Origin of the sequence: Pseudomonas tremae, from assembly GCF_023278125.1 — a bacterium.
GTDB classification, from domain to species: Bacteria; Pseudomonadota; Gammaproteobacteria; order Pseudomonadales; family Pseudomonadaceae; genus Aquipseudomonas; species Aquipseudomonas tremae.
Map to the genome: position 1 here is coordinate 2,992,715 of NZ_CP066270.1, position 25,783 is coordinate 3,018,497.

At 58.5% G+C, this 25,783-nt stretch carries 19 protein-coding genes and 1 pseudogene; 9 read left to right on the forward strand and 11 right to left on the reverse strand.

The features are described from left to right. Positions 1–15: 15 nt before the first annotated feature. The 3 genes from I9H09_RS13565 to I9H09_RS13575 form a co-directional block, all read right to left on the reverse strand. Complete coding sequence (locus tag I9H09_RS13565) at positions 16–1,446, reverse strand: NAD-dependent succinate-semialdehyde dehydrogenase (RefSeq protein WP_122346428.1); 1,431 nt, start codon at positions 1,444–1,446, stop codon at positions 16–18. A gap of 188 nt (positions 1,447–1,634) precedes the next feature. Beyond that, positions 1,635–2,495, reverse strand: a complete 861-nt coding sequence (locus I9H09_RS13570; RefSeq protein WP_005893016.1) for an SDR family oxidoreductase — start codon at positions 2,493–2,495, stop codon at positions 1,635–1,637. Positions 2,496–2,578: 83 nt separating this feature from the next. After that, positions 2,579–3,718, reverse strand: coding sequence for a glutathione-independent formaldehyde dehydrogenase (locus I9H09_RS13575; protein ID WP_122346429.1), 1,140 nt, complete (start codon positions 3,716–3,718; stop codon positions 2,579–2,581). Positions 3,719–3,941: 223 nt separating this feature from the next. Between I9H09_RS13575 and I9H09_RS13580 the strand changes: the two are divergent. Next, positions 3,942–4,237: pseudogene (locus tag I9H09_RS13580) on the forward strand (aldehyde dehydrogenase family protein); the annotation flags it as partial. A 13-nt stretch (positions 4,238–4,250) separates the two neighbouring features. Continuing rightward, positions 4,251–4,736 carry a flavin reductase family protein gene (locus I9H09_RS13585; protein WP_053479991.1) on the forward strand — a complete coding sequence of 162 codons (486 nt, stop codon included), beginning with the start codon at positions 4,251–4,253 and terminating at the stop codon, positions 4,734–4,736. A 68-nt stretch (positions 4,737–4,804) separates the two neighbouring features. Here the strand turns inward: I9H09_RS13585 and I9H09_RS13590 are convergent, their stop codons facing one another. Then, a complete protein-coding gene (locus I9H09_RS13590) occupies positions 4,805–5,716 on the reverse strand; it encodes a LysR substrate-binding domain-containing protein (RefSeq protein WP_054997149.1) in 912 nt (303 codons plus the stop codon). Between the two features lie 118 nt (positions 5,717–5,834). Here I9H09_RS13590 and I9H09_RS13595 point away from each other — a divergent pair, with 118 nt between their 5' ends. Beyond that, a complete protein-coding gene (locus tag I9H09_RS13595; protein WP_024670582.1) occupies positions 5,835–6,929 on the forward strand; it encodes a tartrate dehydrogenase in 1,095 nt (364 codons plus the stop codon). Here I9H09_RS13595 and ptrR read toward each other — a convergent pair. Next, positions 6,926–7,813: a putrescine utilization regulator PtrR gene (gene ptrR, locus I9H09_RS13600; protein WP_122312801.1), complete on the reverse strand. Its 888-nt coding sequence runs from the start codon at positions 7,811–7,813 to the stop codon at positions 6,926–6,928. The genes I9H09_RS13595 and ptrR overlap by 4 nt on opposite strands. A gap of 103 nt (positions 7,814–7,916) precedes the next feature. On the opposite strand from ptrR, the gene I9H09_RS13605 reads away from it, so the two are divergent. After that, positions 7,917–9,308, forward strand: a complete 1,392-nt coding sequence (locus I9H09_RS13605) for an aldehyde dehydrogenase family protein (RefSeq protein WP_122312802.1) — start codon at positions 7,917–7,919, stop codon at positions 9,306–9,308. A 140-nt stretch (positions 9,309–9,448) separates the two neighbouring features. Here the strand turns inward: I9H09_RS13605 and I9H09_RS13610 are convergent, their stop codons facing one another. After that, on the reverse strand, positions 9,449–10,033 hold the full coding sequence (locus tag I9H09_RS13610) for a flavin reductase family protein (protein ID WP_122324241.1): 585 nt from the start codon (positions 10,031–10,033) through the stop codon (positions 9,449–9,451). A gap of 120 nt (positions 10,034–10,153) precedes the next feature. On the opposite strand from I9H09_RS13610, the gene I9H09_RS13615 reads away from it, so the two are divergent. Then, positions 10,154–10,777, forward strand: coding sequence for a nucleotidyltransferase family protein (locus I9H09_RS13615; RefSeq protein ID WP_122324240.1), 624 nt, complete (start codon positions 10,154–10,156; stop codon positions 10,775–10,777). Here the strand turns inward: I9H09_RS13615 and I9H09_RS13620 are convergent. The 4 genes from I9H09_RS13620 to I9H09_RS13635 are packed head-to-tail and all read right to left on the reverse strand — an operon-like array spanning position 10,758 to position 15,618. Beyond that, the gene (locus tag I9H09_RS13620) at positions 10,758–11,726 is read right to left on the reverse strand and encodes an XdhC family protein (protein WP_122312805.1); all 969 of its coding nucleotides are present in this window, start codon (positions 11,724–11,726) and stop codon (positions 10,758–10,760) included. The two genes, I9H09_RS13615 and I9H09_RS13620, sit on opposite strands and share 20 nt — an antisense overlap. A gap of 2 nt (positions 11,727–11,728) precedes the next feature. Next, the gene (locus I9H09_RS13625) at positions 11,729–13,945 is read right to left on the reverse strand and encodes a xanthine dehydrogenase family protein molybdopterin-binding subunit (RefSeq protein ID WP_122324239.1); all 2,217 of its coding nucleotides are present in this window, start codon (positions 13,943–13,945) and stop codon (positions 11,729–11,731) included. Positions 13,946–13,954: 9 nt separating this feature from the next. Then, entirely contained in the window at positions 13,955–14,938 is a 984-nt protein-coding gene (locus tag I9H09_RS13630; protein WP_122324237.1) for an FAD binding domain-containing protein, read from the reverse strand. Further along, positions 14,938–15,618, reverse strand: a complete 681-nt coding sequence (locus I9H09_RS13635) for a (2Fe-2S)-binding protein (RefSeq protein ID WP_005893043.1) — start codon at positions 15,616–15,618, stop codon at positions 14,938–14,940. Before I9H09_RS13635 ends, I9H09_RS13630 begins: the two co-directional genes overlap by 1 nt. Positions 15,619–16,529: 911 nt before the next feature. Here I9H09_RS13635 and mqo point away from each other — a divergent pair. The 4 genes from mqo to I9H09_RS13655 all read left to right on the forward strand — a co-directional run bounded on the left by mqo (position 16,530) and on the right by I9H09_RS13655 (position 22,317). Then, a complete protein-coding gene (gene mqo, locus I9H09_RS13640; protein WP_183142389.1) occupies positions 16,530–18,167 on the forward strand; it encodes a malate dehydrogenase (quinone) in 1,638 nt (545 codons plus the stop codon). 157 nt (positions 18,168–18,324) lie between these two features. Further along, the gene (locus tag I9H09_RS13645) at positions 18,325–18,573 is read left to right on the forward strand and encodes a hypothetical protein (protein ID WP_054997152.1); all 249 of its coding nucleotides are present in this window, start codon (positions 18,325–18,327) and stop codon (positions 18,571–18,573) included. Positions 18,574–18,949: 376 nt separating this feature from the next. Beyond that, positions 18,950–21,946 carry an ATP-binding protein gene (locus I9H09_RS13650; protein ID WP_122312808.1) on the forward strand — a complete coding sequence of 999 codons (2,997 nt, stop codon included), beginning with the start codon at positions 18,950–18,952 and terminating at the stop codon, positions 21,944–21,946. Beyond that, positions 21,943–22,317, forward strand: coding sequence for a response regulator (locus I9H09_RS13655; RefSeq protein ID WP_005893048.1), 375 nt, complete (start codon positions 21,943–21,945; stop codon positions 22,315–22,317). Before I9H09_RS13650 ends, I9H09_RS13655 begins: the two co-directional genes overlap by 4 nt. Positions 22,318–22,376: 59 nt before the next feature. On the opposite strand, the gene I9H09_RS13660 is transcribed toward I9H09_RS13655, so the two are convergent. After that, positions 22,377–25,697 (reverse strand): type III effector HrpK domain-containing protein, encoded by a 3,321-nt coding sequence (locus I9H09_RS13660; protein ID WP_248972571.1) that lies wholly within the window; start codon positions 25,695–25,697, stop codon positions 22,377–22,379. Positions 25,698–25,783 lie beyond the last annotated feature (86 nt).

Sequence of the window (25,783 nt, forward strand, 5' to 3'; positions counted from 1 at the left end):
AACCCCCGCCCGCACTCAGTTGTATTGAGTGACCAGCTTGGTGTTCAGGTACGCCTCGATAGCTTCGGTGCCACCTTCGGAACCATAGCCAGAGTCCTTGATGCCGCCGAACGGCACTTCGGGCAAGCCTATACCCTGATGATTGATCGACAGCATGCCCGCTTCGATGTGGGTGCTCAGTGCCTGCGCGGTCTTCATCGATGTGGTAAACGCGTAGGACGCCAGCCCGAAAGGCACTCGGTTGGATTCGGCAATCGCCTCTTCCAGCGTATCGAACGGCACCAACAGCGCGACAGGGCCGAACGGCTCCTCGTTCATGATGCGCATGGCAGGTGTCAGACCACTCAGAACGGTCGGTTCGAAGAAATAACCCGCCCCTTCAATAGCCTTGCCACCGACTGAAAGCGTTGCACCGCCGCCCACTGCATCCTTGATCAGATCGATCAGCGCAGGGATGCGTCGATCATTGGCCACCGGCCCCATGGTCGTGCCTGCCTCCAGGCCGTTGCCCACCTTGATCTCGCGAGTCAGACCGACGAACTTCTCGGTGAACGCGTCCAGCACCTTGCGCTGCACCAGAATTCGCGTTGGCGACACACACACCTGCCCGGCGTTGCGGAACTTGGCGGTCGCTAGCACACGGGCCGCAAGGTCAATATCAGCGTCATCGAAAACCAAGGCCGGTGCATGCCCGCCCAGCTCCATGGTCGCGCGCTTCATGTGTTTCCCGGCCAGTGCAGCGAGCTGCTTGCCGACCGGTGTCGAGCCGGTGAAGGTCACTTTACGAATGACCGGATGCGGGATCAGGTAGCCGGATATCTCTGCCGGATCACCGTACACCAGCCCGATGACGCCCGCAGGCACGCCAGCATCGGCAAACGCCCGAATCAGCTCGGCAGGCGATGCCGGCGTTTCTTCCGGGGCCTTGACGATGATCGAACAGCCAGCCGCCAGCGCAGATGAAAGCTTGCGCACCACCTGGTTAATGGGGAAATTCCAGGGCGTGAACGCTGCTACCGGACCTACTGGCTCCTTGATGACCTTCTGTTCGATGGACGCACCGCGCGATGGCACGATCCGGCCGTAGCTGCGACGCCCCTCTTCAGCCAGCCAGTCGATGACGTCGGCAGCGGACAAGGTTTCCATGCGCGCCTCGGCCAGCGGCTTGCCCTGCTCCTGGGTCATGATCCGCGCAATGCTGTCTGCACGCTCGCGAACCAGGTTCGCGGCCTTCTGCATGATCTTGTAACGGTCGTATGCCGAGGTGTTGCGCCACGTGGCAAAGCCGCGCTCGGCTGCCGCCAGTGCTTCGTCAAGATCGGCAACACCCGCATGCGCCACATTGCCCAAGGACTCACCGGTCGCCGGGTTGAAGACCGGCAGAGTGCGGTTATCGCGACTGGTACGCCATTGACCATCGATATAAAGCTGTACGTCTGGATACATGAGAATTCTCCATGATGATGTGGAGGGAATTGCAGAGGGCGCAGGATGCTCTGCGCTCGAGAAAGCCGAGTGGCATTTAGAGAGGTAATACGCTGCGGGTCAAGTAACATCGAAAACGGCGTGGGAGTCACGCCGCCCCAGTCAGGTACCCATATTGATGAGCATCTGACTGGATGATGTGTCGCGCTTTACAGAATCGGCTTGCCGCCGGTTACCGCATAACGCGAACCGGAAATGTAGCTGGCTTCGTCAGAGGCCAGCAGTACATAGATCGGCGAAACCTCCACCGGCTGACCAGGGCGTCCCAGCGGCGTTTCACTGCCGAAGCTTTTGACGTCTTCGTCGGTCATGGTCGCAGGAATCAGCGGCGTCCAGATCGGACCAGGTGCCACGCTGTTGACGCGGATGCCCTTGTCACCCAGCAATTGCGCGAGCCCGCCGGTAAAGTTGGCAATCGCGCCTTTGGTGGTCGCGTAGGCCAGCAATGTCGGCTTGGGCATGTCCGAATTGACCGAACTGGTGTTGATGATCGAGCCGCCTCTGGGCATGTGCGGAACTGCCGCCTTGCAGATACGAAACATCGCCGTGATGTTGATATCGAAGGTTTTGACCCACTCTTCGTCAGAGATTTCTTCCAGTGTTTCGTGATTCATCTGGAACGCTGCATTGTTGACCAGCACGTCGATACGGCCAAACTCCGCAACAGTCTTGCTGACGATGTCCTCGCATTGCTGCTTCTGCGCCAGATCGCCAGGCAACAGCAGGCACTTTCTACCTGCCTCTTCAACCCAGCGCTTGGTTTCTTCAGCGTCCTCATGCTCGTCAAGGTACGAGATCGCAACCTGCGCACCTTCGCGAGCAAAGGCGATCGCGACAGCGCGACCGATGCCGCTGTCAGCACCGGTGATCAACGCGATCTTGTCCTTGAGGCGACCCGACCCGGTGTAGCTCTTTTCACCACAATCAGGATAGGGGTCCATCTTGCCCTGCAGACCGGGGACTTTTTGCGGTTGGCTGGCAAAAGGTGGTTTTGGGTATTCTTCATTCATCTGGATATGCCTCCTTGAATGGTAATAACCCTTGTCGGTGGCACAGACCTTACACGACAAGGGGGACTATTACGATTTGGGCCTTAGGCACCTGGCTTGAGCACGACCTTGGTCCAGCCATTATCGCGCGCATCGAAATGCTGGTAAGCCGACGGGCCCTCTTCCAGCGTCAAGCGATGGGAAATGATCTGCGACGGCTTGGCGCGGCCATGGTGGATCAGCTCTGCCAGGCGACGGTTGTAGGCCTTGACGTTGGCCTGTCCGGTACGAATCTGCTGGCCCTTGAACCAGAACGAACCGAAATCGAAAGCCATCTTGCCTTCTTTCGCCAGGTCGTTATGAGCACCCGGATCCTGAGGTACGAAGACGCCCACGACGCCGATCCCGCCGGTAGCCTTGGTCGAAGCCACAAGGTTGTTCATGGTGACGTGATTGGCCTCGTGACCGTGGCGGTCGCAGCACTGATAACCAACACACTCGCAACCACGATCGGTGCCTTTGCCATCGGTCAGGTTAAGGATCTGGTCTACCGCGCCCTGCTCCAGCGAATTGATCGGCGTCGCGCCCATCTTTGCAGCGAGTGCCAGGCGATCCGGATGGTTGTCCACCACAAACACCTGTGAAGCGCCCTTGATCATCGCGGAGTGTGCGGCCATCAGTCCCACTGGGCCTGCGCCATAGATCGCCACACTTTCGCCCGGCAGCAGACCTGCCAGTTCGGTGGCATGCCAGCCGGTGGGAAAGACGTCCGACAGCATGACGTAATCGTCTTCGCGCTCGACAGCGTCTTCAGGCAACAGCAAGCAGTTGAAGTCCGCGTAAGGCACACGCAACAGTTCAGCCTGGCCGCCTTCGTGGGTACCCATGTCGGCAAAACCGTAGGCAGCGCCTGCACTGCCGGGGTTGGCGGTCAGGCAATAGCCGGTCAGACCTTTTTCGCAGTTTTCGCAGAACCCGCAGCCGATATTGAACGGCAGGCAGACCCGGTCGCCGACCTTGATACGGTCGACGCCCGCGCCGACTTCGATGACTTCGCCCATGTTTTCATGGCCGAAAATACGGCCGGTCTCGAACGATGTACGGCCTTCGTACATGTGCAGATCCGAACCGCAGATATTGGTAGTCGTCACTCTGACAAGAGCATCTGTCGGCTTCTCTATCTTCGCATCCGGCACGTTTTTGACGCTGACATCGCGCGGACCGTTATAGACGATGGCTTTCATTAGTGGCTCTCCTGACGTGAAAAATACAACGAGCTTTCTGTAGCTCACGGTGTATCTGTCACGAGACACACAATCGCGTTCAAAACGATTGCCTGCAGAGCTGACGAATGGTCATCTGGGACAGGACGCTTGTTTACGCACAAGCAAGTTGGCCGCGATCAAACTCAGGTTGAAAGCGCTTTGGCGGCCTGCAAATAAAGCATTTGCACGAGGGTCTGGTGAGTACAAGGACGGAACCGGGGCACTGGCGAGTGCCAACGACTCACGGTCTGATCTTGCTGCCGGTGTCTGGACGGGAGACCTGAGCAGTGCTCGCAGGCTGGCACGAGATACCCGCTCGGGTATCATCTGGTTCAACACCTTTCACGCCGTGTCGGCGATGACGCCTATCGGCGGCTCAAAAACAGCGGCCACGGTCGCAACGGCGGGATAGACTCCGTGTATGGCCTGCACCGAACCGAAACGGTGTGGATCAACCTTTCGCAGGCGCCCCAGCCTGATCCATTTGTCATGCGTTAACGAGGCCGCTGCGATGATCGAACCGAGTATCTACAAAGAAGTCATGGCGTCATTCCCGTCGGGCGTCACCATTGTCACCACACTGGACCCTGAGGGTAACTTGGTCGGCATTACTGCCAGCGCCTTCAGCGCGCTGTCCATTGACCCTGCACTGGTACTGTTTTGCCCCAACTATGCGTCGGACACCTACCCGGTGCTGCGCGAGAGTAAAAAATTCGCGATTCACTTGCTCTCCGCCGATCAACAAGTCGAGGCTTATGCGTTCGCCAGCAAGGGCAAAGACAAGACCAAAGGTATCGAGTGGAAGTTGAGCGAGCTGGGCAACCCGCTGCTGGACAAAGCCACAGCCATCATCGAATGCGAGCTGTGGCGCGAATACGATGGCGGAGATCACGCGATCATCGTCGGGGCTGTAAAAAATCTGATTCTGCCTGCCGTACCCGTTACCCCGATGATCTATCACCGCGGCAAGATGGGCGCGCTCGCGCCGATCGTCTGAGGCTACGTCCGGCCGTTTTGGTGGTGGCGCGCATCGGTAACGGTATTTAAATGGGTATTGCGCGCCTGTCAGCGAATCCCGGGTGACGGATGCAGGGCAAAATACTCACGCAGAAACTCAACCGTCACACGGACCTTGGCCGAACTCATCAACGGTGAGGTGTGAACTGCCCAGATGTCTGCGTCCTGCCGATACTCCGGCAGCACCTGAATCAATCGACCTTCAGCCAGATCTGTACGAACATCCCACAACGAACGCAGCAGCACCCCACGCCCGTCCAGACACCATTGACGGGCAATTTCGCCATGGTTGGTGGAAAGGCTGCCGGTCACCTTGACGGTTTCGGCACCCTGCGAACCGTTCAGATGCCAGATACCGAACGGTCGGTCGCGCTCCTTGATCACCAGACAGTCGTGATTGGCCAGTTCCCCCAGACTGAGTGGCACACCGCGCTGCTGCAGATACGCCGGGCTCGCACACAGCACTCGCCAATTAGTGGCCAGGTGCCGGGCGCGCAGATGCGGCGCTATTTCGTTGCCGACACGGATATCGAGGTCCACCCCCTCCTCGATCAGGTCCACCAGCCGGTCCTGAATATCCAGCCGGATGTCGAGCTTCGGATAGCGCGCTGCCAGTTCTGACAAGGCAGGCGCAACAAAGCGGCGGCCAAAACCCTGACTGCTGACCACTCGCAACAACCCGCTAGGCTCGCCGTGCAACGCCGCGACCTCATCGCCCATTTGCTGCACGGACTCAAGAATGCCTCTGGCCCATTCGTAGACCCGCTCACCGTCTTCGGTAATCGATACCTGCCGGGTGGAACGATGCAGCAGTACCACCCCCATGCTCTGTTCCAGCAGCTTGACGCGCTTGCTGACGTACGCGGGAGACATGCCCAGCTCATTGGCAGCCCCGACAAAGCTGGAACGTCGAGCGACGTGAATGAATACGTTGAGGTCATCAAGGTTTGGATAGTTCACGATTCGTGTTTTCTCAATCCATAAACTGGCTGATTATCTTTGTATCGTGTGCTTATAGCATGCATTGAACTGTGCTGAACCAGTCACTGCATGCTGTCCAAAGAGAGAGTGCCCTGTCATGAACAACAAGAAACTGCGCATTGCTGCCATCGCCGGGGACGGCATCGGCCTTGAAGTCCTGCCGGAAGGTGTAAAGGTTATCCAGGCTGCCGCCGAGAAACACGGGCTGGAGCTGGAGTTCGAGTACTTCGAGTGGGCCAGCTGCGATTACTATCTCGAGCACGGCAAAATGATGCCGGACGACTGGTTCGAGCAATTGAAGGGCTTCGATTCGATTTTCTTCGGTGCAGTGGGCTGGCCGGACAAAGTGCCCGATCACATCTCCCTGTGGGGTTCGTTGCTCAAGTTTCGTCGCGAGTTCGATCAATACGCCAACATCCGCCCCGTGCGGTTGTTCCCCGGCGTCCCCTGCCCGCTTGCCAATCGCAAACCGGGTGATATCGACTTCGTCGTGGTTCGGGAAAACACCGAAGGTGAATACTCGTCGCTGGGCGGGATCATGTTCGAAAACACCGAAAACGAGTTCGTGTTGCAGGAGTCTGTATTCTCCCGTCGCGGTGTCGACCGCATTCTCAAATTCGCCTTCGAAATGGCCAGCAAGCGCGAGCGCAAGCACGTCACCTCGGCGACCAAATCCAACGGCATGGCCATCAGCATGCCCTACTGGGACAAGCGCACCGAAGCGATGGCCAGCAAGTACCCTGACATCACTTGGGACAAACAGCACATCGATATTCTCTGCGCGCGTTTCGTACTGCAACCCGATCGCTTCGACGTCGTGGTGGCGTCCAACCTGTTCGGCGACATCCTCAGCGACCTGGGCCCGGCGTGTGCAGGCACTATCGGTATTGCGCCCTCCGCCAACCTCAACCCGGAACGCAACTTTCCGTCGTTGTTCGAACCGGTCCATGGCTCGGCCCCGGACATCTTCGGCAAGAACATCGCCAACCCGATCGCGATGATCTGGTCAGGCGCGCTGATGCTGGAATTCCTGGGGCAAGGCGATGAGCGTTTCACTACAGCTCACGACGAGATTATTACCGCTATCGAGCAGGCAATCGCCAATGGCGAAGTGACGCCAGACCTGGGTGGCACACTGTCGACCCAGCAGGCAGGTGCGGCAGTCGCCAAGCGTGTTGCTGCAGACGCTTAAGCGTTTTGTCCGACGTTTACCTGCTCGCTGCGCTGCTCCAGCAATTCGACGAAACGCGTCAGGCTGCGCGACACCGTGCCCCGTCGCCAGATCAACCAGGTGTGCAGGTAACGAAACTTCTCGGACAAAGGCCAGATGCTGACCGTCGCGCAGCCGGGCATGCTTTCGAGCATGCTGCGCGGCATCAGCGCCAGCCCGGCACCGGCGCTGACGCAGGCCAGCATGCCGTGGTAAGACTCCATCTCGTGGATCTTGCCCGGCACTGCGGCGTCGTCGGTAAACCAGCGTTCAAAGTGATGCCGGTACGAGCAATTAGCACGAAACGCATAGATGCTTTCGCCGCTGACATCTCGCCCACGCTTGACCGCCGCATGGTTGAGCGGCGCAATAATGACCATCTCCTCTTCAAACACCGGCACGCCTTCAAGGGAGGGATGCAGCACCGGCCCGTCGACAAATGCGGCAACCAACCGCCCGGCTAAAACGCCGTCGATCATGGTGCCCGAAGGTCCGGTGGAAAGGTCCAGCTCTACCTTGGCATTTTGCTGATTATAGGCAGCCAGCAGTGCCGGGATGCGCACAGCGGCCGTGCTTTCCAGCGACCCCAGTGAAAAAGGACCGTGTGGCTCCTCGCCCGACACCGCCAGTCGCGCCTCCTGGACCAGATCCAGAATGCGCCGCGTGTAATCGAGAAAATTCCAGCCGGCAGGCGACAGACGCAGGCGATGCTTCTCACGAATGAACAGGTCAACGCCCAGGTCCTGTTCCAGCTGCTTGATTCGCGTGGTCAGGTTCGATGGCACACGATGAATATGCTGCGCGGCGGCGCTGATACTGCCGTGCTCGGCGACAGCCTTGAACATCTCGAGCTGAACCAGATCCATCTTAATTCTCTATTTGTGAACGATGCGATCATTATTATTCAGTTTTAGAAAGCATGTCACGCCTATATTCTGGTCGCACTTCCCACCTCAACAGGATGGCGCAATGACTACAGTCTCCAGCAACACCCACGCGATCTCGATCAACCCGGCTACCAGCGAACAGATCGGCCATTACCCTTTTGAATCCGAGGCGTCGCAGGACAGCACGCTTGCTCGCGCAACTACCGGCTTTGCTGGCTGGAGGCGCAAGCCTGTGCAAGAGCGTGCGCAGTTAATTGTCGCAATGAGCAAGGCGCTGCGCGATGACGCAGAAAACATCGCTGGCATGATCAGCCGTGAGATGGGCAAGCCGGTAACGCAGGCCAGAGCCGAAGTCGAAAAATGCGCCCAGTTGTGTGACTGGTACGCGGCGCATGGGCCGGCAATGCTGGTTGCTGAACCGACCCAGGTCGAACATGACAAGGCACGTATCGAATATCGCCCGCTGGGTCCGATTCTGGCGGTCATGCCGTGGAACTTCCCTATCTGGCAGGCGCTGCGTGGTGCGATTCCAACCCTGCTGGCGGGTAATACATACGTGCTCAAGCATGCGCCCAACGTGATGGGCTGTGCTTATCTGATGCGTGACGCATTCCAGCAAGCGGGTTTTCCGCAAGGCGTGTTTGAAGTGCTCAATGTGCTGCCAGAAGGCGTCTCAAAGGCCATTGCCGATCCGCGCATTGCTGCGGTGACGCTGACGGGTAGCGTACGTGCCGGTCAGGCGATTGGTGCTCAGGCCGGTGCGGCGTTGAAGAAGTGCGTACTGGAACTGGGCGGCTCTGATCCGTTTATCGTACTCAACGATGCGGACCTCGATCAGGCAGTGAAAGCGGCAGTCATCGGTCGCTTCCAGAACACCGGACAAGTGTGCGCGGCGGCCAAACGTTTGATCATAGAACAAGGCGTGGTTGAGGAATTCACCCGCAGGTTCGTTGAACAGACACGCCAACTGGTGGTGGGTGACCCTCTCTCCGGCGACACCTACATAGGCCCGATGGCGCGCGTTGATCTGCGCGACGAGCTGCACGCGCAGGTCCAGGCGACGCTCACTGAAGGCGCGACGCTACTACTGGGCGGCAAGAAGGCGGATGGTCAAGGCAACTATTATGAGCCTACGGTGCTGGGTGACGTCACCGATCAGATGACTTCATTCAGACAGGAACTGTTTGGCCCAGTGGCGTCGATCATCACCGCCCGCGACGCGCAACACGCGCTGGAGCTGGCCAATGACAGCGAGTTCGGTTTGACCGCAACGGTGTACACCCAGGACCTGGAACTGGCAGAACAAATGACCGCAGAGCTGCAAACTGGCGGTGTATTCATCAACGGTTACAGTGCTTCAGACCCACGCGTCAGCTTTGGCGGCGTCAAGAAAAGCGGCTTTGGCCGCGAGCTTTCACACTTCGGCGTGCGCGAGTTCTGCAACGCTCAGACCGTGTGGAGGGACCGCAACTGAGGGTCGCAAGAACCCTCGTGGCGATGCGGCTCGGCGCAGATATTTGACGCAGAGCGTTACGACAGGCATTCCCGCGCTGGAGCTTGAGGATCGACTGTCGTGCGACGCTCTGCGTCCGATGTTGCGCAAGTCAGGGGCGATTATTCGTCGCCCACTGCCACAATCGCAGGCTCGCCAATCGTGTAGAAGTGCCCGCCTGCGACGTAGTGCAGGCTGCGCCATTTCGGGTCGGCTTTCTCGAATTCCCAGTGCCCGTCATTGAACACACGGGTGTCGGCCCAGGCACCTGTTACTTCGCCAATGAACAAGTCGTAGGTCTGCTGGTTATGGGGCTCCGCAATGACCTTGCAAATCAGCCAGGCAGAGCATCCGGCCACCAGCGGGGTGTCGTGATCCTCGATACGAAACAGGTCCACGTTAGCCTTGTCCAGTTTGTCCGGGATGAAGACTTTGCTCTGGGTGCCAACATCGAAGGTCATCTGCAACTGATCCAGATTGGGCACCTGCAAGGCAAAATATCCGCTTTTCTCAACCAGACCGCGTGTCTTGGTCATCTTGTCGATCACCAGCGTCACCTTGGGCGGCGAAAAATCCAGCGCACAGGCCCAGGCCGCAGCCATGACGTTATGAACGCCCTCGTGGCTGGACGAGACCAGCACGGTCGGCCCGTGATTGAGCAGGCGGTAGGCTTTTTCCAGCTCGACAGGACGAATGTGATTGTCCACTTGAAACCCTCGCAAACATGATTCGTACCGCTACCGGCAGAGCAGCGAAATAAGGCATCCTGCGTGCGATTGAAACGCACCGCGATCCCCTTCTTTCACACCTACTCATAAGGCATCGGATTGAGCAGCATAGACAGCCAGAACCCTGAAGTGTTCGCCCTGATTCTCGCAGCAGGCCGCAGCAGACGCTTTGGCAGCGACAAGCGGCAGGCACTGCTGCCTTGCGGACGAACGCTGTTCACGGCGAGTGTCGAAAACGCCTGCGAAGTATTCAGCAATGTGGGGGTGGTGCTTCGCGCAGACGATGATGCCCGGGCAATGGGTGTTCCGGCAGGCGTAACGATCATTCGCAGCGAAAAGGCTGATATGGGTATGGGCCACAGCCTGGCCAGCGCAGTTGCAGCGGTATCGAACTCGCAAGCCGATGCCGTAGCGGTACTGCTCGCGGACATGCCCTGGATAAAGCCGCAGACACTGCGCGATCTGGTCAGGCTGGCAGACCCGTCACGCATTGCCCTGCCGATGCATGAAGGCAAGCGAGGCCATCCGGTGATCATCGGACGACAGTTCTGGACGACGCTGGCGACACTTGAGGGCGATCAGGGCGCCAAGGCCCTGATCATCAACAACCCCGAGTTGTGCGATGTAATGGATTGTAACGACTCCGGCGTACTGCGTGATGCAGACACCCCATCAGCCCTGGCAATGGCCTGCCGGCAAGCCCTTACAGATCACCACGACTGACACCGTTGGCAACCCGCAGAATATCGGCCATTACCGCGATCGCAATTTCCGCAGGTGTCTTGCTGCCCAGATTAAGGCCGATGGGAGCATGGATGCGCTCCAGCGCATCGGCCTCCAGCCCACCGATTCGCGCAAGACGCTCGATGCGCTTGCTGCTGGTACGCATCGAGCCCATCGCACCGATGTAAAACGCTTCGGTGCGCACTGCCTCCAGCATGCTCAGGTCGTCCAGCTTCGGGTCATGAGTCAATGCCAGCACCGCAGTCGAGCTGTGACAGCCACCTTCGGCAATGAAAACGGCGGGTAACACGCCGCGCACCTCGACGCCTGGCATCGAGAACCCGGCAGTGACTTCGGTACGCGGGTCACAGACGATCACTTCGTAGCCCATCGCGACAGCAAAACTGGCGCAGAACTCGGCCACCGGTGACAACCCGGCAAGCAGCACGCGATAAACCGCCCCCATCCGGATACTGATGCGCTCACCGTCTACCTGCACCCGCGCCTCGCCCAGAACGGCGGGCCCGACGTTTCTCTGCGCGCCGCCCAGTTGCACCTCTCTGCTCACCAGCTCACGTCCGGCCAAGGCTTGTTCTAGGGCCGCCAGATGCGCGTCGGCTTCGGGACTTGGCGTAATGCATTCAATCAATACATCCAGCACACCGCCACACGGCAAGGCGCGCGTGGGTGCGTACCCACCGTCGCCATAACGAACCACCTGATTGACTGGCTGAAACTGCCCGGCGGCGACCCGTTCGAGAAAATCCTCTTCCACACAGCCGCCGGACAACGAGCCGCGGTGCTCGCCACTATTCAGCGCCACCAGCATTGCCCCCGGGCCGCGCGGCGCCGAGCCAAAGGTCGAGAGCACCGTGCACAACCAGACAGGTTTGCCGCTTGCCAGCCAGTCACGTGCTTGTTGCACAACCTGCAAATCGAGCTGCTTCATCGTTACAACCCTGCCATCAGTTTTTCCTTGGTGATGGGCAGACTGCGCACCCGTTTACCAGTGGCGTGATAGACCGCATTGGCCACTGCGGCGGCCAGACCGGTTACACCGATCTCGCCAATGCCGCGTGCGCCGAATTCGCCCAGGTTGTAATCCGGGTAGTCGAGCAAAAGCACATCAATGTCTGGCTGATCCGCATGCACCGGCACCACGTATTCGGCGTAGTTGTTGTTGACCGGCATGCCACTGCGCGGGTCGTACTCAGCAGCCTCGAACAGCGCCATACCGATGCCCATGACAATCGCGCCCTCGACCTGATTGCGTGCTGCCAGCGGGTTGACTACCTTGCCGACGTCGATTGCGCTGACCACCCTGGACACCCGCAGGCTGGAAATGCCCGGGTCCCAGCGCACTTCGACAAAATGCACACCGAATGACCGAAAAGAATGCTTGCCCGCCTCGGGCATACCGCTGTGAAAGTTGCCTTCGGCGCGTGACAGACGCTGCCCTTTCAGCACGTCGACAAAGCTCGTGCGCTGTTCGCCCAGCACCAACTGAGCGTTTTCGACCTTGATCGACTCAGCGTCCTTCCCGGCAAACATCGCATCCTTGCCGACTGCGTACTGGCGCAGCTTCTGCAACGCCTCCCGCGTGGCACCGGCAACCGCCGGCATCACGCTGGCCGTCACCCACGAGCCACCGGAAACCGGGCCTGCCGGGAACGACGAACTGCCCAGTTCCACTTCGACCAGCTCCATCGGGATGCCGGTCAGCTGGCTCACGGTCTGCGCCACAATGGTGTAGGTCCCGGTGCCGATATCCTGCAAACCGCACTGCACCAACGCTGTGCCATCAGCGCGCAGGATGACCCGTGCCTCGGTAGGCACCTGATAGGCCTCCCAGTTACACGCGCCCATGCCATAGCCGATAATCTCGTCGCCTTCACGCATCGAACCGACTTGCGCCTTGCGTGCCTGCCAGCCGAAACGTTCGGCGGCCTTGTCGATGGCTTCCGGCAAGTGATTACTCGACCACGGCAGCCCCATGCTCTGGTCCATATCAGACAGATTCAGCTTGCGAAACGCCAGCGGGTCCATGCCACTGGCGAGGGCCATTTCGTCGATCGCTGACTCCAGCGCAAACAGGCCAGGCGCTGCGCCCGGCGCACGCATCGATGTGGGCGTACCACGGTTGATAGAGCTTATCTTGTGGCTGACCAACACGTTGTCGCAGGAGTAGAGGCTTTTGGTGACACCCCCACAGTTTTCGGTGTAGTCATCAAGCATGGAAGTGTTGTTGAACGACTCGTGGCGGATCGACACCAGCTTGCCGCCGGCATCGGTGGCCAGGCGCAAGCGCTGACGGGTTTCCGGACGATGGCCTACGGTGGTGAACATTTGCGCACGAGGCAGCACCAGTTGCACCGGGCGACCAGTCACCCTGGCGGCGGCACAGGCGGCCACCGAATGCGGCCACGGCCAGAGCTTGCCGCCAAAACCGGAGCCTATGAATGGCGCTCGCACTTCCACCCGGTCAGGCGACAGGTCAAAAACGTTGGCCAACAGGTTGCGATGGTTGACCACGCCCTGAGTGCTTTCATAAACGAAAAGCTTGCCGTCCTGCCACCATGCAGTGCTGGCATGCATCTCCATCGGGTTATGCACTTCAACCGGTGTCGTGTAGGTCTGGTCGAGCTGATTTCTGGCGCTCTGAAATGCGGCGTCCGGGTTGCCGCGGTCATGTCCCGCGCCGCCATCACGAACGCCATTGACGCGCATGCCTTCCTGCAAATCCCTGACCGCCGGGCGCTCGTCATAGTCGACGGCCACACGCTGCGCCGCTGCCCTCGCCTGCTCGAAGCTTTCAGCGACCACCAGTGCGACAAACTGGCCAGGATAGTAAACCCGATCATCCTCGAACGGCAGCCGATGCTCGTCGGCTTTGCTTGCCGAAAGCATCTTGTCGAAGCTCAGCTTGGTATTCGGGGTGCGGTGCAGCGTGGGGAAATTGCCGTGATGAAACACGTCGACCACCCCGGGCATGGTCTTCGCTTGACGATCGTCGACAGCAATCACACGGCCATTGGCAATCGTGCTGTAGACCCCGTAGGCATAGAGCATCTGGCCCATGGGGTGGTCTGCGGCGTAACGTGCCTCACCGCTGACTTTCTTGCCGCCGTCGATGCGACGCTGCGGCGTACCGATAATGTTTTCGCTCATGAGAAATTCCTAGGCCGTAAGGTCGCGAAGATTGCGGACGATGACCTGCTGACCCAGCGGGATCTTGAAGGCGTTGTGTTCATGTGCGCGGGAATCCTTCATAGCCAACTTTGCCACTTTGGCGAAGGTGGCCAGGTCGGCGCGCTGACCAATCAGCGCCCGCTCGGCCTCGACGGCGCGCCACGGCTTGGTGCCCACTCCGCCCAACGCAATTCGCGCATCGGTGATGCGCTTGCCGTCCATCACCAGAATCACGGCGCTGGATGCCAGTGCGAACTGGTAGGAAGTGCGGTCGCGCAGCTTCAGATAGGACGAACGTCCGCCTGCCAGCGGCGCATCAAGCGTCACATAGGTGATCAGCTCATGAGGAGCCAGCGCATGTTCGCGCTGCGGCGTATCGCCAGGCAGTAGATGGAAATCGGCAAAGGGTATGTCCCGAGTACCGTTGGCGCCCTGAACCGTAACTTGCCCACCAATGGCCGCCATCCCCACGCACATGTCCGACGGGTGTGTTGCGATACAGTGCTCGCTAGTGCCCAGAACTGCATGAACGCTGCGATTCATACCGCCTATGGCTGCACAGCCCGAACCAGGTTGACGCTTGTTACACGCCGATACGTTGTCGCGAAAATACGGGCAGCGCACGCGCTGCATGAGGTTGCCAGCCGTAGTGGCCTTGTTGCGCAACTGCGTCGATGCGCCAGCGAGCAGCGCTTCGGACAGCACCGGATAACGCTGCTGCACCAGCGGGTGACTGGCCAGGTCGGTATTGCTGACCAGCGCCCCGATGCGCAGACGCCCGTCAAGCAGTGATTCGACCTGTTTCAGCGCAAGGTGATTGATGTCCACCAGTTGCTCCGGCTGCATCACATCGAGTTTGACCAGATCCAGCAACGTAGTGCCGCCAGCCAGGTAAAAACGCTGGCCCTGACCTGACGCCGACATGACAGCCTGTGCGGGCGAAGCAGCCCGCGCGTAATCGAAGGTTCGCATCAGGCAGCCCCTCCCATTTTCGAACGCGCCGACTGCACGGCCGACAGGATGTTCTTGTAGGCTCCGCAACGGCAGATGTTGCCGCTCATGGCTTCTCTGACACTGGCGTCATCGGACGGAATATTCGGGTCCTTGAGAATCGCGACAGCGCTCATGATCTGCCCTGAAGTGCAGTATCCGCACTGGTAGGCGTCATGTTCCCAGAAGGCTTCCTGAACCGGATGCAGCTTGCCGTTCTCGGCCAGCCCTTCGATGGTGGTAATGCTGTCGCCCTGATGCTGCACGGCAATGGACAGGCAGGAGTTGATCGCCACGCCATTCACCAGCAGCGTGCACGCACCGCACTGGCCATGATCGCAGCCCTTTTTGGTCCCGGTCAGTTGCAGACGGTCACGTAACACATCAAGCAAAACCGCGTTGGCCGGCACATTCAGGGTGTGAACCTGGCCGTTGACCTTAAGCTGGATACGATGCTCCCCCGCCGCAGGTGCATCGCTGTCTTCTACTACCGGGGCGACCGCTGCAGCGGGTGCTGCCTGCAGCATGCCGTCGGAAGGCATCCAGGTAGACAACGTGGCGGCGGCGATACCCGACGCACCGAACTTCAAAAAGTTACGGCGCGAAGGCTGCACGGTACTGTTGTCGGCAACAGATTCCTTGTGCTTTTCAGATTGGGTCATCAGGATCACTCGGTAATAGCCGACGCTGCCATAAAGCGTCGGGCGTTTTTAAAGATCAGCAGCCCGGGCATGTTTGCACTCGTTGACCTGTTGTTTTTCTCAGGGGTCATGGAAGCCAAAAAACTATCACCGGTTACTGTTTAACTGGTCAGCGCAACTAAAGTTCCAACTCATTGACGAGCGTCTGTATCCGGAGATTGCAGCCGTTGCGCGAAGCCAATCGTTGACCCTAACAGCCGGCCCAAGCACTGATTAGCCAGCCTTGCTTACTAGCGGTAATGAGAAAAACTCATGAATAGGTCACTGAATGTGACCAAAGACGTGGCGGAGCGCACTCACAGACGTCACTGCCCCTTTATGGCGGGATGGCGGGCAGGCGCGTGGCAACGTAGCGTGTAGTTGTCTGTTAAAGACTGGCAGGAAAGTGACGATATATAGCGTCAGTAATGTCTTGAGGCTTCTAAATCGGGGCATTGATGCCCGATGTGGTGATGGCACCTCGCAACGGAGGCCCGGTTTATGCGAAAATGCTGCCTATTGGCTCAAGGGCACCCGGATTTACGCACCATGCAAAAAAAATATGCATCCCGCGTGTCTCCGAGCCCAAATGCGGCGTCTCAGACTCCGTTAACAGGCTGACTAGGTGTGTCTCCGCTCAAGTAAGACCGGACAGGCTTCCGGACATTGCAGCACACCGACAGAGCAAAATGTCACTCATGACGCTGAATCTAACGATGATAAGAAGCCAGCGCAGCAGGACATCAATTGAGGTCTCGAGCGGTATTATATTGGCCTTGTATGTCCACCTCTAGTCCCTGCAGGTGCGAGAGTTTGTCGCATGCGTTGAAGCGTGTGACGGGCCAGATCCTCAGGAGCAGTCGGCGGATGGCGTTTATCAGATGGATGACAGAATGTTTAAGAAAGTGAACACGGCCCTGCTGGGTATGGCCATCTCCATGGGCATCATGCCCGTGCACGCAGCTGAAACCAAAAAAGTCGACGTACTGCTCGTTGGCGGCGGCATCATGAGCGCAACCCTCGCGGTCTGGCTCAATGAGCTGGAGCCGAGCTGGTCGATGGAAATGGTCGAGCGTCTCGACGGCGTTGCAGAAGAAAGCTCCAACGGCTGGAACAACGCCGGTACCGGTCACTCGGCACTGGCCGAGCTGAACTACACCCCGGAAGACAAGAACGGCAACGTCGATATCTCCAAGGCTATCGAAATCAACGAAGCGTTCCAGATTTCGCGTCAGTTCTGGTCCTGGCAAGTCAAGACCGGTGTCCTGAAGAATCCGCGCTCGTTCATCAATTCCACGCCACACATGAGCTTTGTGTGGGGCGACAACAACATCCAGTTCCTGCGCAAGCGTTACGCAGCATTGCAAGCCAGCCCGCTGTTCAGCGGCATGCAGTTCTCCGAAGACCACGAGCAGATCAAGAAGTGGGTTCCGCTGATGATGGAAGGTCGTGACCCGGCGCAGAAGCTGGCCGTGACCTGGAGCCCGATCGGCACCGACGTCAACTTCGGCGAGATCACTCGTCAGTTCGTCGGCAACCTGAAGGCCAAGCAGAACTTCAATCTGCAGTTGTCGAGTGAAGTCGAAGACATCAATCACAACGACGACGGCACCTGGCGCGTCAAGTACAAGAACCTGAAAGACGGTACTGTCACCGAAACCGACACCAAGTTCCTGTTCATCGGTGCCGGCGGTGCTGCTCTGCACTTGCTGCAAGAGTCGGGCATCCCGGAAGCCAAGGAATACGGCGGCTTCCCGGTCGGCGGTTCGTGGCTGGTCACTGAAAATCAGGACCTGGCCATGCAACATATGGGCAAGGCCTATGGCATTGCTTCCACCGGCGCGCCACCCATGTCGGTTCCTCACCTGGACACTCGTGTCCTGGACGGCAAGCGCGTAATCCTGTTTGGCCCATTCGCGACCTTCTCGACGAAGTTCCTGAAAAACGGTTCGTACTTCGATCTGCTGACCAGCACCACCACGCACAACGTGTGGCCAATGACCCGCGTTGGTATCGAACAGTATCCGCTGATCGAATACTTGGCCGGCCAGGTGATGATGTCTGACGACGATCGCTTTGCTGCGCTGAAAGAATACTTCCCGAACGCCAAGAAAGAAGACTGGCGCCTGATGCAAGCCGGTCAGCGCGTACAGATCATCAAGCGTGACGAAGAGAAAGGCGGCGTACTGAAGCTAGGTACTGAAATCGTTGCTTCCAAGGACGGCTCGATTGCCGGTCTGCTGGGCGCATCGCCAGGTGCTTCGACTGCAGCGCCAATCATGCTGGGCGTGCTTGAGAAGGTCTTCAAGGACAAGGTAGCAACTCCGGCCTGGCAGGAAAAACTGCACCAGATCGTGCCTAGCTATGGCACCAAGCTGAACAACAACCCGGATCGCGTTGCCGAGGAATGGGCTTACACGTCCGAAGTCCTGCAACTGACTCCACCACCGCCGGTCAACAAGGCTGGCGCTGCGCCAACGCCAGCTGCCCAGCCAGCGAAAAGCAATCCAGCCAGTGACATGGCACTTTAAGGCTCGTACAGCTTGAAGCAAAGCCCCGCCAGACCCTGTCTGGCGGGGCTTTTTTTTGGCGGCCAGTTTCCGGCCCTTTCTAGACAGACTGAAAATATGCCGAACTCTGCGCGTCTCCTGCGCCTCAAATAAAAACGACACACAGCGAGGAACTGCAATGAGCAATCGTATCGACACGCCGTCCGGTGGAAGTGCTGAACACTCTCCCTCTATACCGACGCCAGCGAAAGACCAGTCCGGAAAGCCGGTTGACGTGGTTCGCAAGGATATTGCACGGGAGCATTCCGACACAGAGGGCGTCGACAAGGTCATTACTCCGACATCGACCAAGGAGAAGGAACAGGATGCCGAAACCCTTCGCGCCAAAAACCGCGAGCTGGAACGTAAGTTGAACGGTCAGGACTGAGAGGTCCATCGCCCTTCTCAGCTTTTTTCGGCTTCGGGAGAGCAGGCAGGCAGTGCCGTAAGCGGCCAGACCTGCCTTTTGGCAGGAATCTTCCGGTAACAGGTCGTTAAAGCTACGCATCACACCGGCACCTGTTATGGTGGCCTCACTTCCGCCAGGCTCTCGCTTTCGGCAGAGCCATACGACTCAAGTCTTTACGCCGCAACTTCGCGGCAACCTCGCAGTTCCTGCGCTGTCCATTCGCACCCTCGCCGCCCGCCCTCGTTGCTGCGGCTGATTGAACCTGTCCAATCCACTTGTCATGCATCAAGACTGCCCAACGCACAAGAGCAGCGACTGGCTGTTCCCGGCTGAAACACCCTTGGAGTTCACCTAAATGATCGAGCAGACACTCGACGCAAGCCCCGATGCAGCTCTCGAAGCCGCGCTTGCCGAATGTGCGCGTGAGCCGATCCGTGTACCCGGTGCGATTCAGCCTCATGGCGTATTGCTCAGCGTGACAGGTGCCCCGCTGCGCATTGAACAGGTCAGCGCCAATTGCGCAAGGGAGCTGGGCCTGAGCAGCGCCGAGCTGTTGGGCCAGCCGCTTTCATTGCTGTTATCACCCGATCATTCGATGCTTGTCGATCAAGCTTATGGCCACCTCAGCGTCACAAACAGTGACCCCATAAAGCTGACAGTGGGTGACGTCGAGTACAGTGCTTCGCTGCATCGTGCCGGTGACGTACTGATTATCGAGCTGGAACCCTTTGTCGAAGCGGCCAGGGAACAGTCCAGAATCATTACCCGCGTATTGCGCAACCTCCAGGCAGCCACCACCCTGGAAACACTGTTCGATATAGGCGTGCACGAGATTCAGGCGCTTACCGGTCACGACCGGGTCATGATTTACCGGTTCGAACCCGAAGGCCACGGCAAGGTTGTTGCGCAGGCATTGACCGGCCCTCTGCCGAGTTACAGCGGCTTGAATTTCCCTGGTTCGGACATTCCTGCCCAGGCGCGAGAGCTGTACCGCTTGAACTGGATCAGGGTCATTCCGGATGCCGCCTACGTTCCGGTCCCCTTGGTACCGACGCTGCGCCCGACCACCGGGCAACCACTCGACCTTGGCTTCTCGACACTGAGAAGCGTGTCTCCGGTGCATTGCGAATACCTCAAGAACATGGGCGTCCGCTCATCGATGAGCATCTCGCTGTTGGTGGGGGGTGAACTGTGGGGCCTTATCACCTGCAGTCATCCCGAACCGCTGCTGGTGCCCCGAGAGCTGCGCGATGCCTGTGCGATGATTGGTCAGCTGTTGTCAGTGAAAATTTCTGCCATCGTCGCCACTCAGATCCAGCGTGAGCGGGAGGAGAAAGTCGTCTTGCTACGGCAGCTCGCGGAAGTCATGAGCCGGGCCGATCACGATATTCTGGACGGCCTGCCGAGCAGGCCGGAACTGCTTCAGTCACTGACACTGGCGGACGGTGCCGCTGTGCTGATTGACGACCGGCTCCACCTGTTCGGCAATTGCCCGACGGCCGATGAAGTGCGCGCACTGTACCTCTGGATAAGGGACAAAGGCCTGAGCAGCCAGCGGCTCACAGAGCAGGCCAAAGGCTTGCAGGGGCTGGGGGTTTTTCACACAAACTCCCTGCAGAAGATCAACCCGGAAAGCGCGACGTATCGAGCGGTGGCGAGCGGTGTCATAGCATTCACCCTGCCCAAGCCGGTCGACAATGCAGTCATGTGGTTTCGCGCCCAGCTCACCTCGACCATGAACTGGAGCGGCGACCCGGCCCATCATGTCAGCGTCAGCCCTGTAGACTCTGCGAGCCATCGCCTGCGCCCGAGGCAGTCTTTCGACGTATGGGCGCAAGAGACCACAGGCATCGCCATGCCTTGGTCACAGGGAGATCTGTACGGCGCTGAAGATCTTCGCCGCTCTGCCCTGGAAATCGATCTTGAGCGCCAGGTGCAGCGTGAGCAGGAAGCAGTCCGCTTGCGTGATGAACTGGTTGCCGTGGTTTCCCACGACCTGCGTAACCCGATGTCCATCATCATCATGCAGTGCGGCATGATGCAACGCTGGGCAATCGGCGACACGACCATCGAGAACCGCAACATTCGCAGGGCGTTGGGCACCATCGAGAAGGCTACGACCCGGATGAACAGCCTGCTCGAGGATCTGCTGGACACTGCGCAGATCGAAGCCGGGCGTTATCAGCTGTCTCGCCTGGCACTGAGTGTCACCAGCCTGCTGGAAGAAGCCTGCGGCCTTCTGGTGATGCTGACGACGGAAAAGAACATCGAACTCAACTGCACCTCTGCACACGGTCTGGTAATCGACGCCGACCCGGAGCGAATCTTTCAGGTGCTGTCGAACCTGGTTGGTAACGCGATCAAATTCACCCCGAAAGGCGGTCGGATCAACATCGATGCAGTCGCCGAAGGCAACGAAGTTCTGTTCAAGGTCAGTGATGACGGGATCGGTATCCCGAAAGAACACCTGCCGTATATCTTCCAGCGCTACTGGTCCGTGAAGGAGGGCAACCCGCGTGGCAATGGTCTGGGGCTGTATATTTGCCAAGGGATAGTCACCGCTCACGGCGGGCGCTTGTGGGCCGATAGCTCGCTCGATTCCGGCAGCATATTTTCATTCACTCTGCCCATGCACCTGGGGCAGGACACAGTGGGCGAATCGACGTTCCTCAAACAGAGCGGCACGACTCAGCGCCTGGCGCAGTCGATATCGAGCAAGCTGGAGCGCCAGCAAATGGAAGACCGCCTGGCACGCGCAGGACTGTTGAACGAGCTTAACCACCGGGTCAAAAACACTCTGGCAACCGTTCAGGCCATTGCTTCTCTGACCGTCAACAGCTCCGCCTCACTTGATTCCTTTCGCAAAAGCTTCGATGCACGTCTGTTTGCGTTGAGCCAGGCGCACGATGCGCTGGCGCGCGCGGAATGGATATCAACGGAACTGATCGATCTTGTCGAACAGCTACGTGGTGTGGACGGCGATCGGAGCAACATCACGTTCAAAGGTGATCCGGTAACCCTGGAACCGCGGGTTTCCCTGACGCTTTCAATGGTGTTTCATGAATTGATGGCCAATGCCCTGCAACACGGCGCGCTCTCCTCATCGACAGGCCAGGTAACAGTGGCTACTGCCTTGAACACCGCAGACAACCCGCCCACTCTGCGAATCGACTGGCTGGAAACAGACGGCCCACCGGTCGTTGCGAGCACGGCGAGAGGCTTTGGCTTTCGTCTGATACAGCGCAGCATAGAGCGTGAGCTCAAGGGCAAGGTCGATATTCAGTTCGCCAGCACAGGCATAAGTTGGTCATTGCTGATCCCCTGGCCAGACAAACCGGAAGATTGCGCATGAGTTCGGAATCAAATGAAACCTCGCTCCCCAAAGTGCTGCTGGTGGAAGACGAGACCATACTCGCGATGTTGATGGAAATGACGCTGGAAGACCTTGGGTTCATCACCGCCTACCATGCAAGCTCGCTTGGCGAAGGCATCGAGTACGCTCGGGACGGCGACTACGACCTGGCGATACTGGACATCAATATTATCGGCGGTACGTCGTTTGCGATAGCAACCGTGATTGCCGATCGCGGTATCCCCTTCATGTTTTGCTCCGGCTACGGGCGTCTCGGTATTCCGGAAGCCTGGCTGGACCGGCAGTGTGTTACCAAACCATTCAGTGCCGAGCAACTGGATAACGCGTTGACCAGCCTGCTGCAGGGTTAACCAGTGCTCTGATGAGTATCAGGACTCAAGCCGGGGCGCTCCGGCCTGCTCCGACTCAATCAGGAAGCGATAGTGGTTTCCTCGGGGCCCGGCCATTCGCTATCGGGTATGTCATAAACGTCGCCGTTCTTGACGCCATCGATCTCGTACTGGGTCAGGTAGTCTCTGAGGTGGTCAGAGAAACGATCGACGCGGGTCTCCTGCTTGCCTTCCTCGATCATGCCGGGAATCAGCAACGCCAAAGCGCCCACTCCGGCGGCGGCAAGCCCAAGGCCGCCGGCGATCAACGGCAAGGCGCGGACCACACTGCCCGCCAGTTGCATGACGCCCGCCGCGCCTTCCGCTGCAGATGCAAGACCTGCCATGGCGCCCAGCGAGCCAGCGGTAATGCTCATGCCACCAGCCACCAGCTCACCTCGTCTGATCGATTTCACACCATCGAAAATACCGTAGGCTCCGGCCGCCACCCCGGCCAGCCCGCCCAACCCCTTCGCGGCGTTTTCCAGTTTCGACAAGTTGGTAGTAATTTTCTTGTAAGCTTCCGGTTCAAGCGTGTCCTTGAGGTCCTTGTACCTCGTGATGACATTCTTGACCCCGCCCTCGGTCAGCAATGTAGCGCTTTGCACTGAACCGGTAGTGATATCGACGATCTGCCGATCCGTCAGGGCTCCAGCACCATTCGCGCCCTTGGCAATGGTGATGCCGGCCATGAACAGATCGCTGACACCATGCAGGACTCCGGCACTGGAGGCGGCCTTGATCGATGAGTTATCACTGAACAGGCCCAACTCGGAAATGGACTTGGTGCCTTGGCGCAACAGATCCCAATTACCCCGGAATACGCCCAGAATCTGATCGGACGTGGCCGGTTTTCCGTCAGCGTTGGTCAGCAATTCGGGATTGCTCTCGCCGATCTGGTCGATCAGCGACCTGACCTTTGCTTCGTCGAGTGTGTCGCTGCCATCCTTGCCAAAGGCCTTCTTCAAGTCCTCGAAGCTGGCGTCCTTGAAGACGCTGTCCTGAGCAATGGTGGTGTAGTTTTCAGTCAGTTTGTCATCGTGTTTGCCAGTGAACTCCGGGTTCAGCGCGGCGTTGTACATCGCCACTTCCATGCTGAACTGGCTGGTCGCCACTTCGAAGCTTTCGGTCTTCAGCAACTCTTTGAGGCGCTCACCAGACACCAGAGACTTTTCATAGAACGATTCGAAATCCTTGTTGTGAGTGGACTTCTGCACGGCCTCCTGAATCTTGCCTGGATCGCTTATGCCCAGCGACTCCTGAACGCTTTGCGCCGAGCTGTAGAACTGCGCCAACGCAGTCTGCTGATCGGTCTTGCCGTCCTTGGTATTGGCATCCCACAGCTTGTCGAGGCCCTTGCCGGTCATGATTTCATTGTCATAAGTGCTCTGCAGCGCGTTCTTGAGACCGTCGCTGCCCTCCAGCACCTTGCTCAGCTCGCTGGCGGCGTTATCGTTGTAAAACTTGACCACCTCAGTGTCTTTTTCGAGCGTTGCAATATGTTCGTTGACATCATCGAGCAGCTTTTGCGGGTCTGGATGACTGCTGACATTGTTGGCAATCTGGACCTGAGACTTGTCGTCTTTCCACATGCCCGCACCGCTGCCCTGAATGATCAGGCTTTGAGCGGCCTTGAGTTCCTGAAGCACGGCAGCCTTCTGTTCTGCAGTGTAGTTTTGCGGATGCTCGAACACGTCCTTGTTCAATGCATCGGTATTGACCTTGTGGAGCAAGTTACCTTCTGAAACAGCTTCAAGTAGCGTCCCCACCGCACCGACGTCTTTCGGTGCGGCGTTCTTGATGAAGGCCTGAATATCACCACGGCTGGCCTTGCCATCGCTGCCCTGCTCAAGCGGACTTTTGGCATTGTCGAGCAGCGCAAAGGCTCCGGGCTGAGACCAGAAGTCCAGAGCCTCCCTGACCTCTTTGTCGAGTTGCGGATGCTCGTCCTTGTAGGCCGTCAGCGCTTCGGCGGTCATGTCTGCGGAGCCGGTCTTACCCTTGATCGCATCGTGGTTCTCGTCAAGAATCGCGGCGTATCTGGCGATCTGTTTCGAGGCATCATCAGCATCGGGGCTGGCTTTCAGAAAGTCTTTGTAACTGCTGATATCTTCGTTTTTCTTTAGTTCGGGCAATGACTCGAAACCCAGCTTGCCAAAGTCCTGCAGACGGCCCGCTTCGGTGCCATGCCTGGCCTCGGCACCTTTGGTGAAGCCATCGACCCTGCTGTTGAACGTATCGCCACCTAACTGGATTTCGCCCTTTTCGTTGTACATCGTCACCCGGTCAAGCACCTGAACGGCACGAAAAGCCGCATTGGCATCTTTTTCGAAATCCCCGACCCGCTCTTTGAGCATATCCTTGACGCCGCTCTGGTTACCGAGATCCTTCAGCAGCGGGTTGGCATCGATAATGTCCTGAGCCGAGCGCTTGTCGTCCTTGGGCAATTCCCACAGGAAGCCGAGTTCTTCGGCCTGCTCGCGAGCCTGGGTGTTGTCGCCAGCAACCGACACGTTGCTCATTTCGCCTTTCAGGCTGGAGAGACCCTCTTTGCCGAAATCCTGCAAACGACCTGCTTCAGTGCGGTTGCGAGCCTCGCCGCTTTTGGTAAAGCCATTGATGCTGCCATTGGCGACGTCGCTGCCGACAATCCGCGCACCGTTGCCGTCGAACTGTTCGATATGCGCCAGTACCTGAGTGGCCCTGTAGGCGGCATCAGCGTCGTTATCAAAATCGCCGACCTGCTCCTTGAGCATGTCCCTGACGTCACTTTGATTACCAAGGTTCCTGAGCAACGGGTCGCCTTCGATGATGCTCCTGGCATCGCGTTCATCGCCTTGTGGACGCTGCCATTGAATACCCAGTTTCGCGGCCTGCTCGCGAACCGCGGGGTCGTCGGCAGACGATTTGATTTCATGCAGCGTGCCCTTGAGACTCGCGAATCCCTCCTTGCCGAAATCCTTCAGGCGACCGGCTTCGGAACCGTGCCGGGCTTCGCTGCTGCTGGTGTAGCCGTCAATGCGGTTGTTACCGATGTCCTTGCCTGCAAGACGATTGCCACTGGCGTCGAAGGTTTCAATGTGTTCGAGCAGTTGCACGGCACGAAACGCGGCATGCGAATCCTTGGTGTAGTCACCGACTTGCGCGATCAGGTTTTCCTTCGCTTCTGCGCGGTCGCCACGTCCGCCCAGGTTTTTAAGCAACGGGCTATCGTCGATGATTTGCTGTGCAGAGCGTTTGTCGTCGGCAGGTAACTGCCACTGGATACCCACCTCCCTGGAGTGCTGTACAGCCTGTTCCCAGGCTTGAGCGTCCGCAGGGTTGGTGGGTTTTTCGGTAGTGATCTTGCTGACAGTCGTCATTGTTTTTCATTCCATTGGTCATCAGTCGTTCCATGCGTTGAAACACCGCTAGTGCAGGCAGGCGATAACCGCTACGGATTGACTGA

What these genes read in the sequence shown, in the direction of transcription:
- I9H09_RS13650 (WP_122312808.1), top strand. Translation starts at nt 18,950, where the DNA reads ATGATCGAGCAGACACTCGACGCAAGCCCCGATGCAGCTCTCGAAGCC.
- I9H09_RS13635 (WP_005893043.1), bottom strand. Translation starts at nt 15,618, where the DNA reads ATGACCCAATCTGAAAAGCACAAGGAATCTGTTGCCGACAACAGTACC.
- I9H09_RS13565 (WP_122346428.1), bottom strand. Translation starts at nt 1,446, where the DNA reads ATGTATCCAGACGTACAGCTTTATATCGATGGTCAATGGCGTACCAGT.
- I9H09_RS13595 (WP_024670582.1), top strand. Translation starts at nt 5,835, where the DNA reads ATGAACAACAAGAAACTGCGCATTGCTGCCATCGCCGGGGACGGCATC.
- mqo (WP_183142389.1), top strand. Translation starts at nt 16,530, where the DNA reads ATGTTTAAGAAAGTGAACACGGCCCTGCTGGGTATGGCCATCTCCATG.
- I9H09_RS13585 (WP_053479991.1), top strand. Translation starts at nt 4,251, where the DNA reads ATGATCGAACCGAGTATCTACAAAGAAGTCATGGCGTCATTCCCGTCG.
- I9H09_RS13575 (WP_122346429.1), bottom strand. Translation starts at nt 3,718, where the DNA reads ATGAAAGCCATCGTCTATAACGGTCCGCGCGATGTCAGCGTCAAAAAC.
- ptrR (WP_122312801.1), bottom strand. Translation starts at nt 7,813, where the DNA reads ATGGATCTGGTTCAGCTCGAGATGTTCAAGGCTGTCGCCGAGCACGGC.
- I9H09_RS13645 (WP_054997152.1), top strand. Translation starts at nt 18,325, where the DNA reads ATGAGCAATCGTATCGACACGCCGTCCGGTGGAAGTGCTGAACACTCT.
- I9H09_RS13570 (WP_005893016.1), bottom strand. Translation starts at nt 2,495, where the DNA reads ATGAATGAAGAATACCCAAAACCACCTTTTGCCAGCCAACCGCAAAAA.
- I9H09_RS13620 (WP_122312805.1), bottom strand. Translation starts at nt 11,726, where the DNA reads ATGAAGCAGCTCGATTTGCAGGTTGTGCAACAAGCACGTGACTGGCTG.
- I9H09_RS13630 (WP_122324237.1), bottom strand. Translation starts at nt 14,938, where the DNA reads ATGCGAACCTTCGATTACGCGCGGGCTGCTTCGCCCGCACAGGCTGTC.
- I9H09_RS13655 (WP_005893048.1), top strand. Translation starts at nt 21,943, where the DNA reads ATGAGTTCGGAATCAAATGAAACCTCGCTCCCCAAAGTGCTGCTGGTG.
- I9H09_RS13660 (WP_248972571.1), bottom strand. Translation starts at nt 25,697, where the DNA reads ATGACGACTGTCAGCAAGATCACTACCGAAAAACCCACCAACCCTGCG.
- I9H09_RS13605 (WP_122312802.1), top strand. Translation starts at nt 7,917, where the DNA reads ATGACTACAGTCTCCAGCAACACCCACGCGATCTCGATCAACCCGGCT.
- I9H09_RS13625 (WP_122324239.1), bottom strand. Translation starts at nt 13,945, where the DNA reads ATGAGCGAAAACATTATCGGTACGCCGCAGCGTCGCATCGACGGCGGC.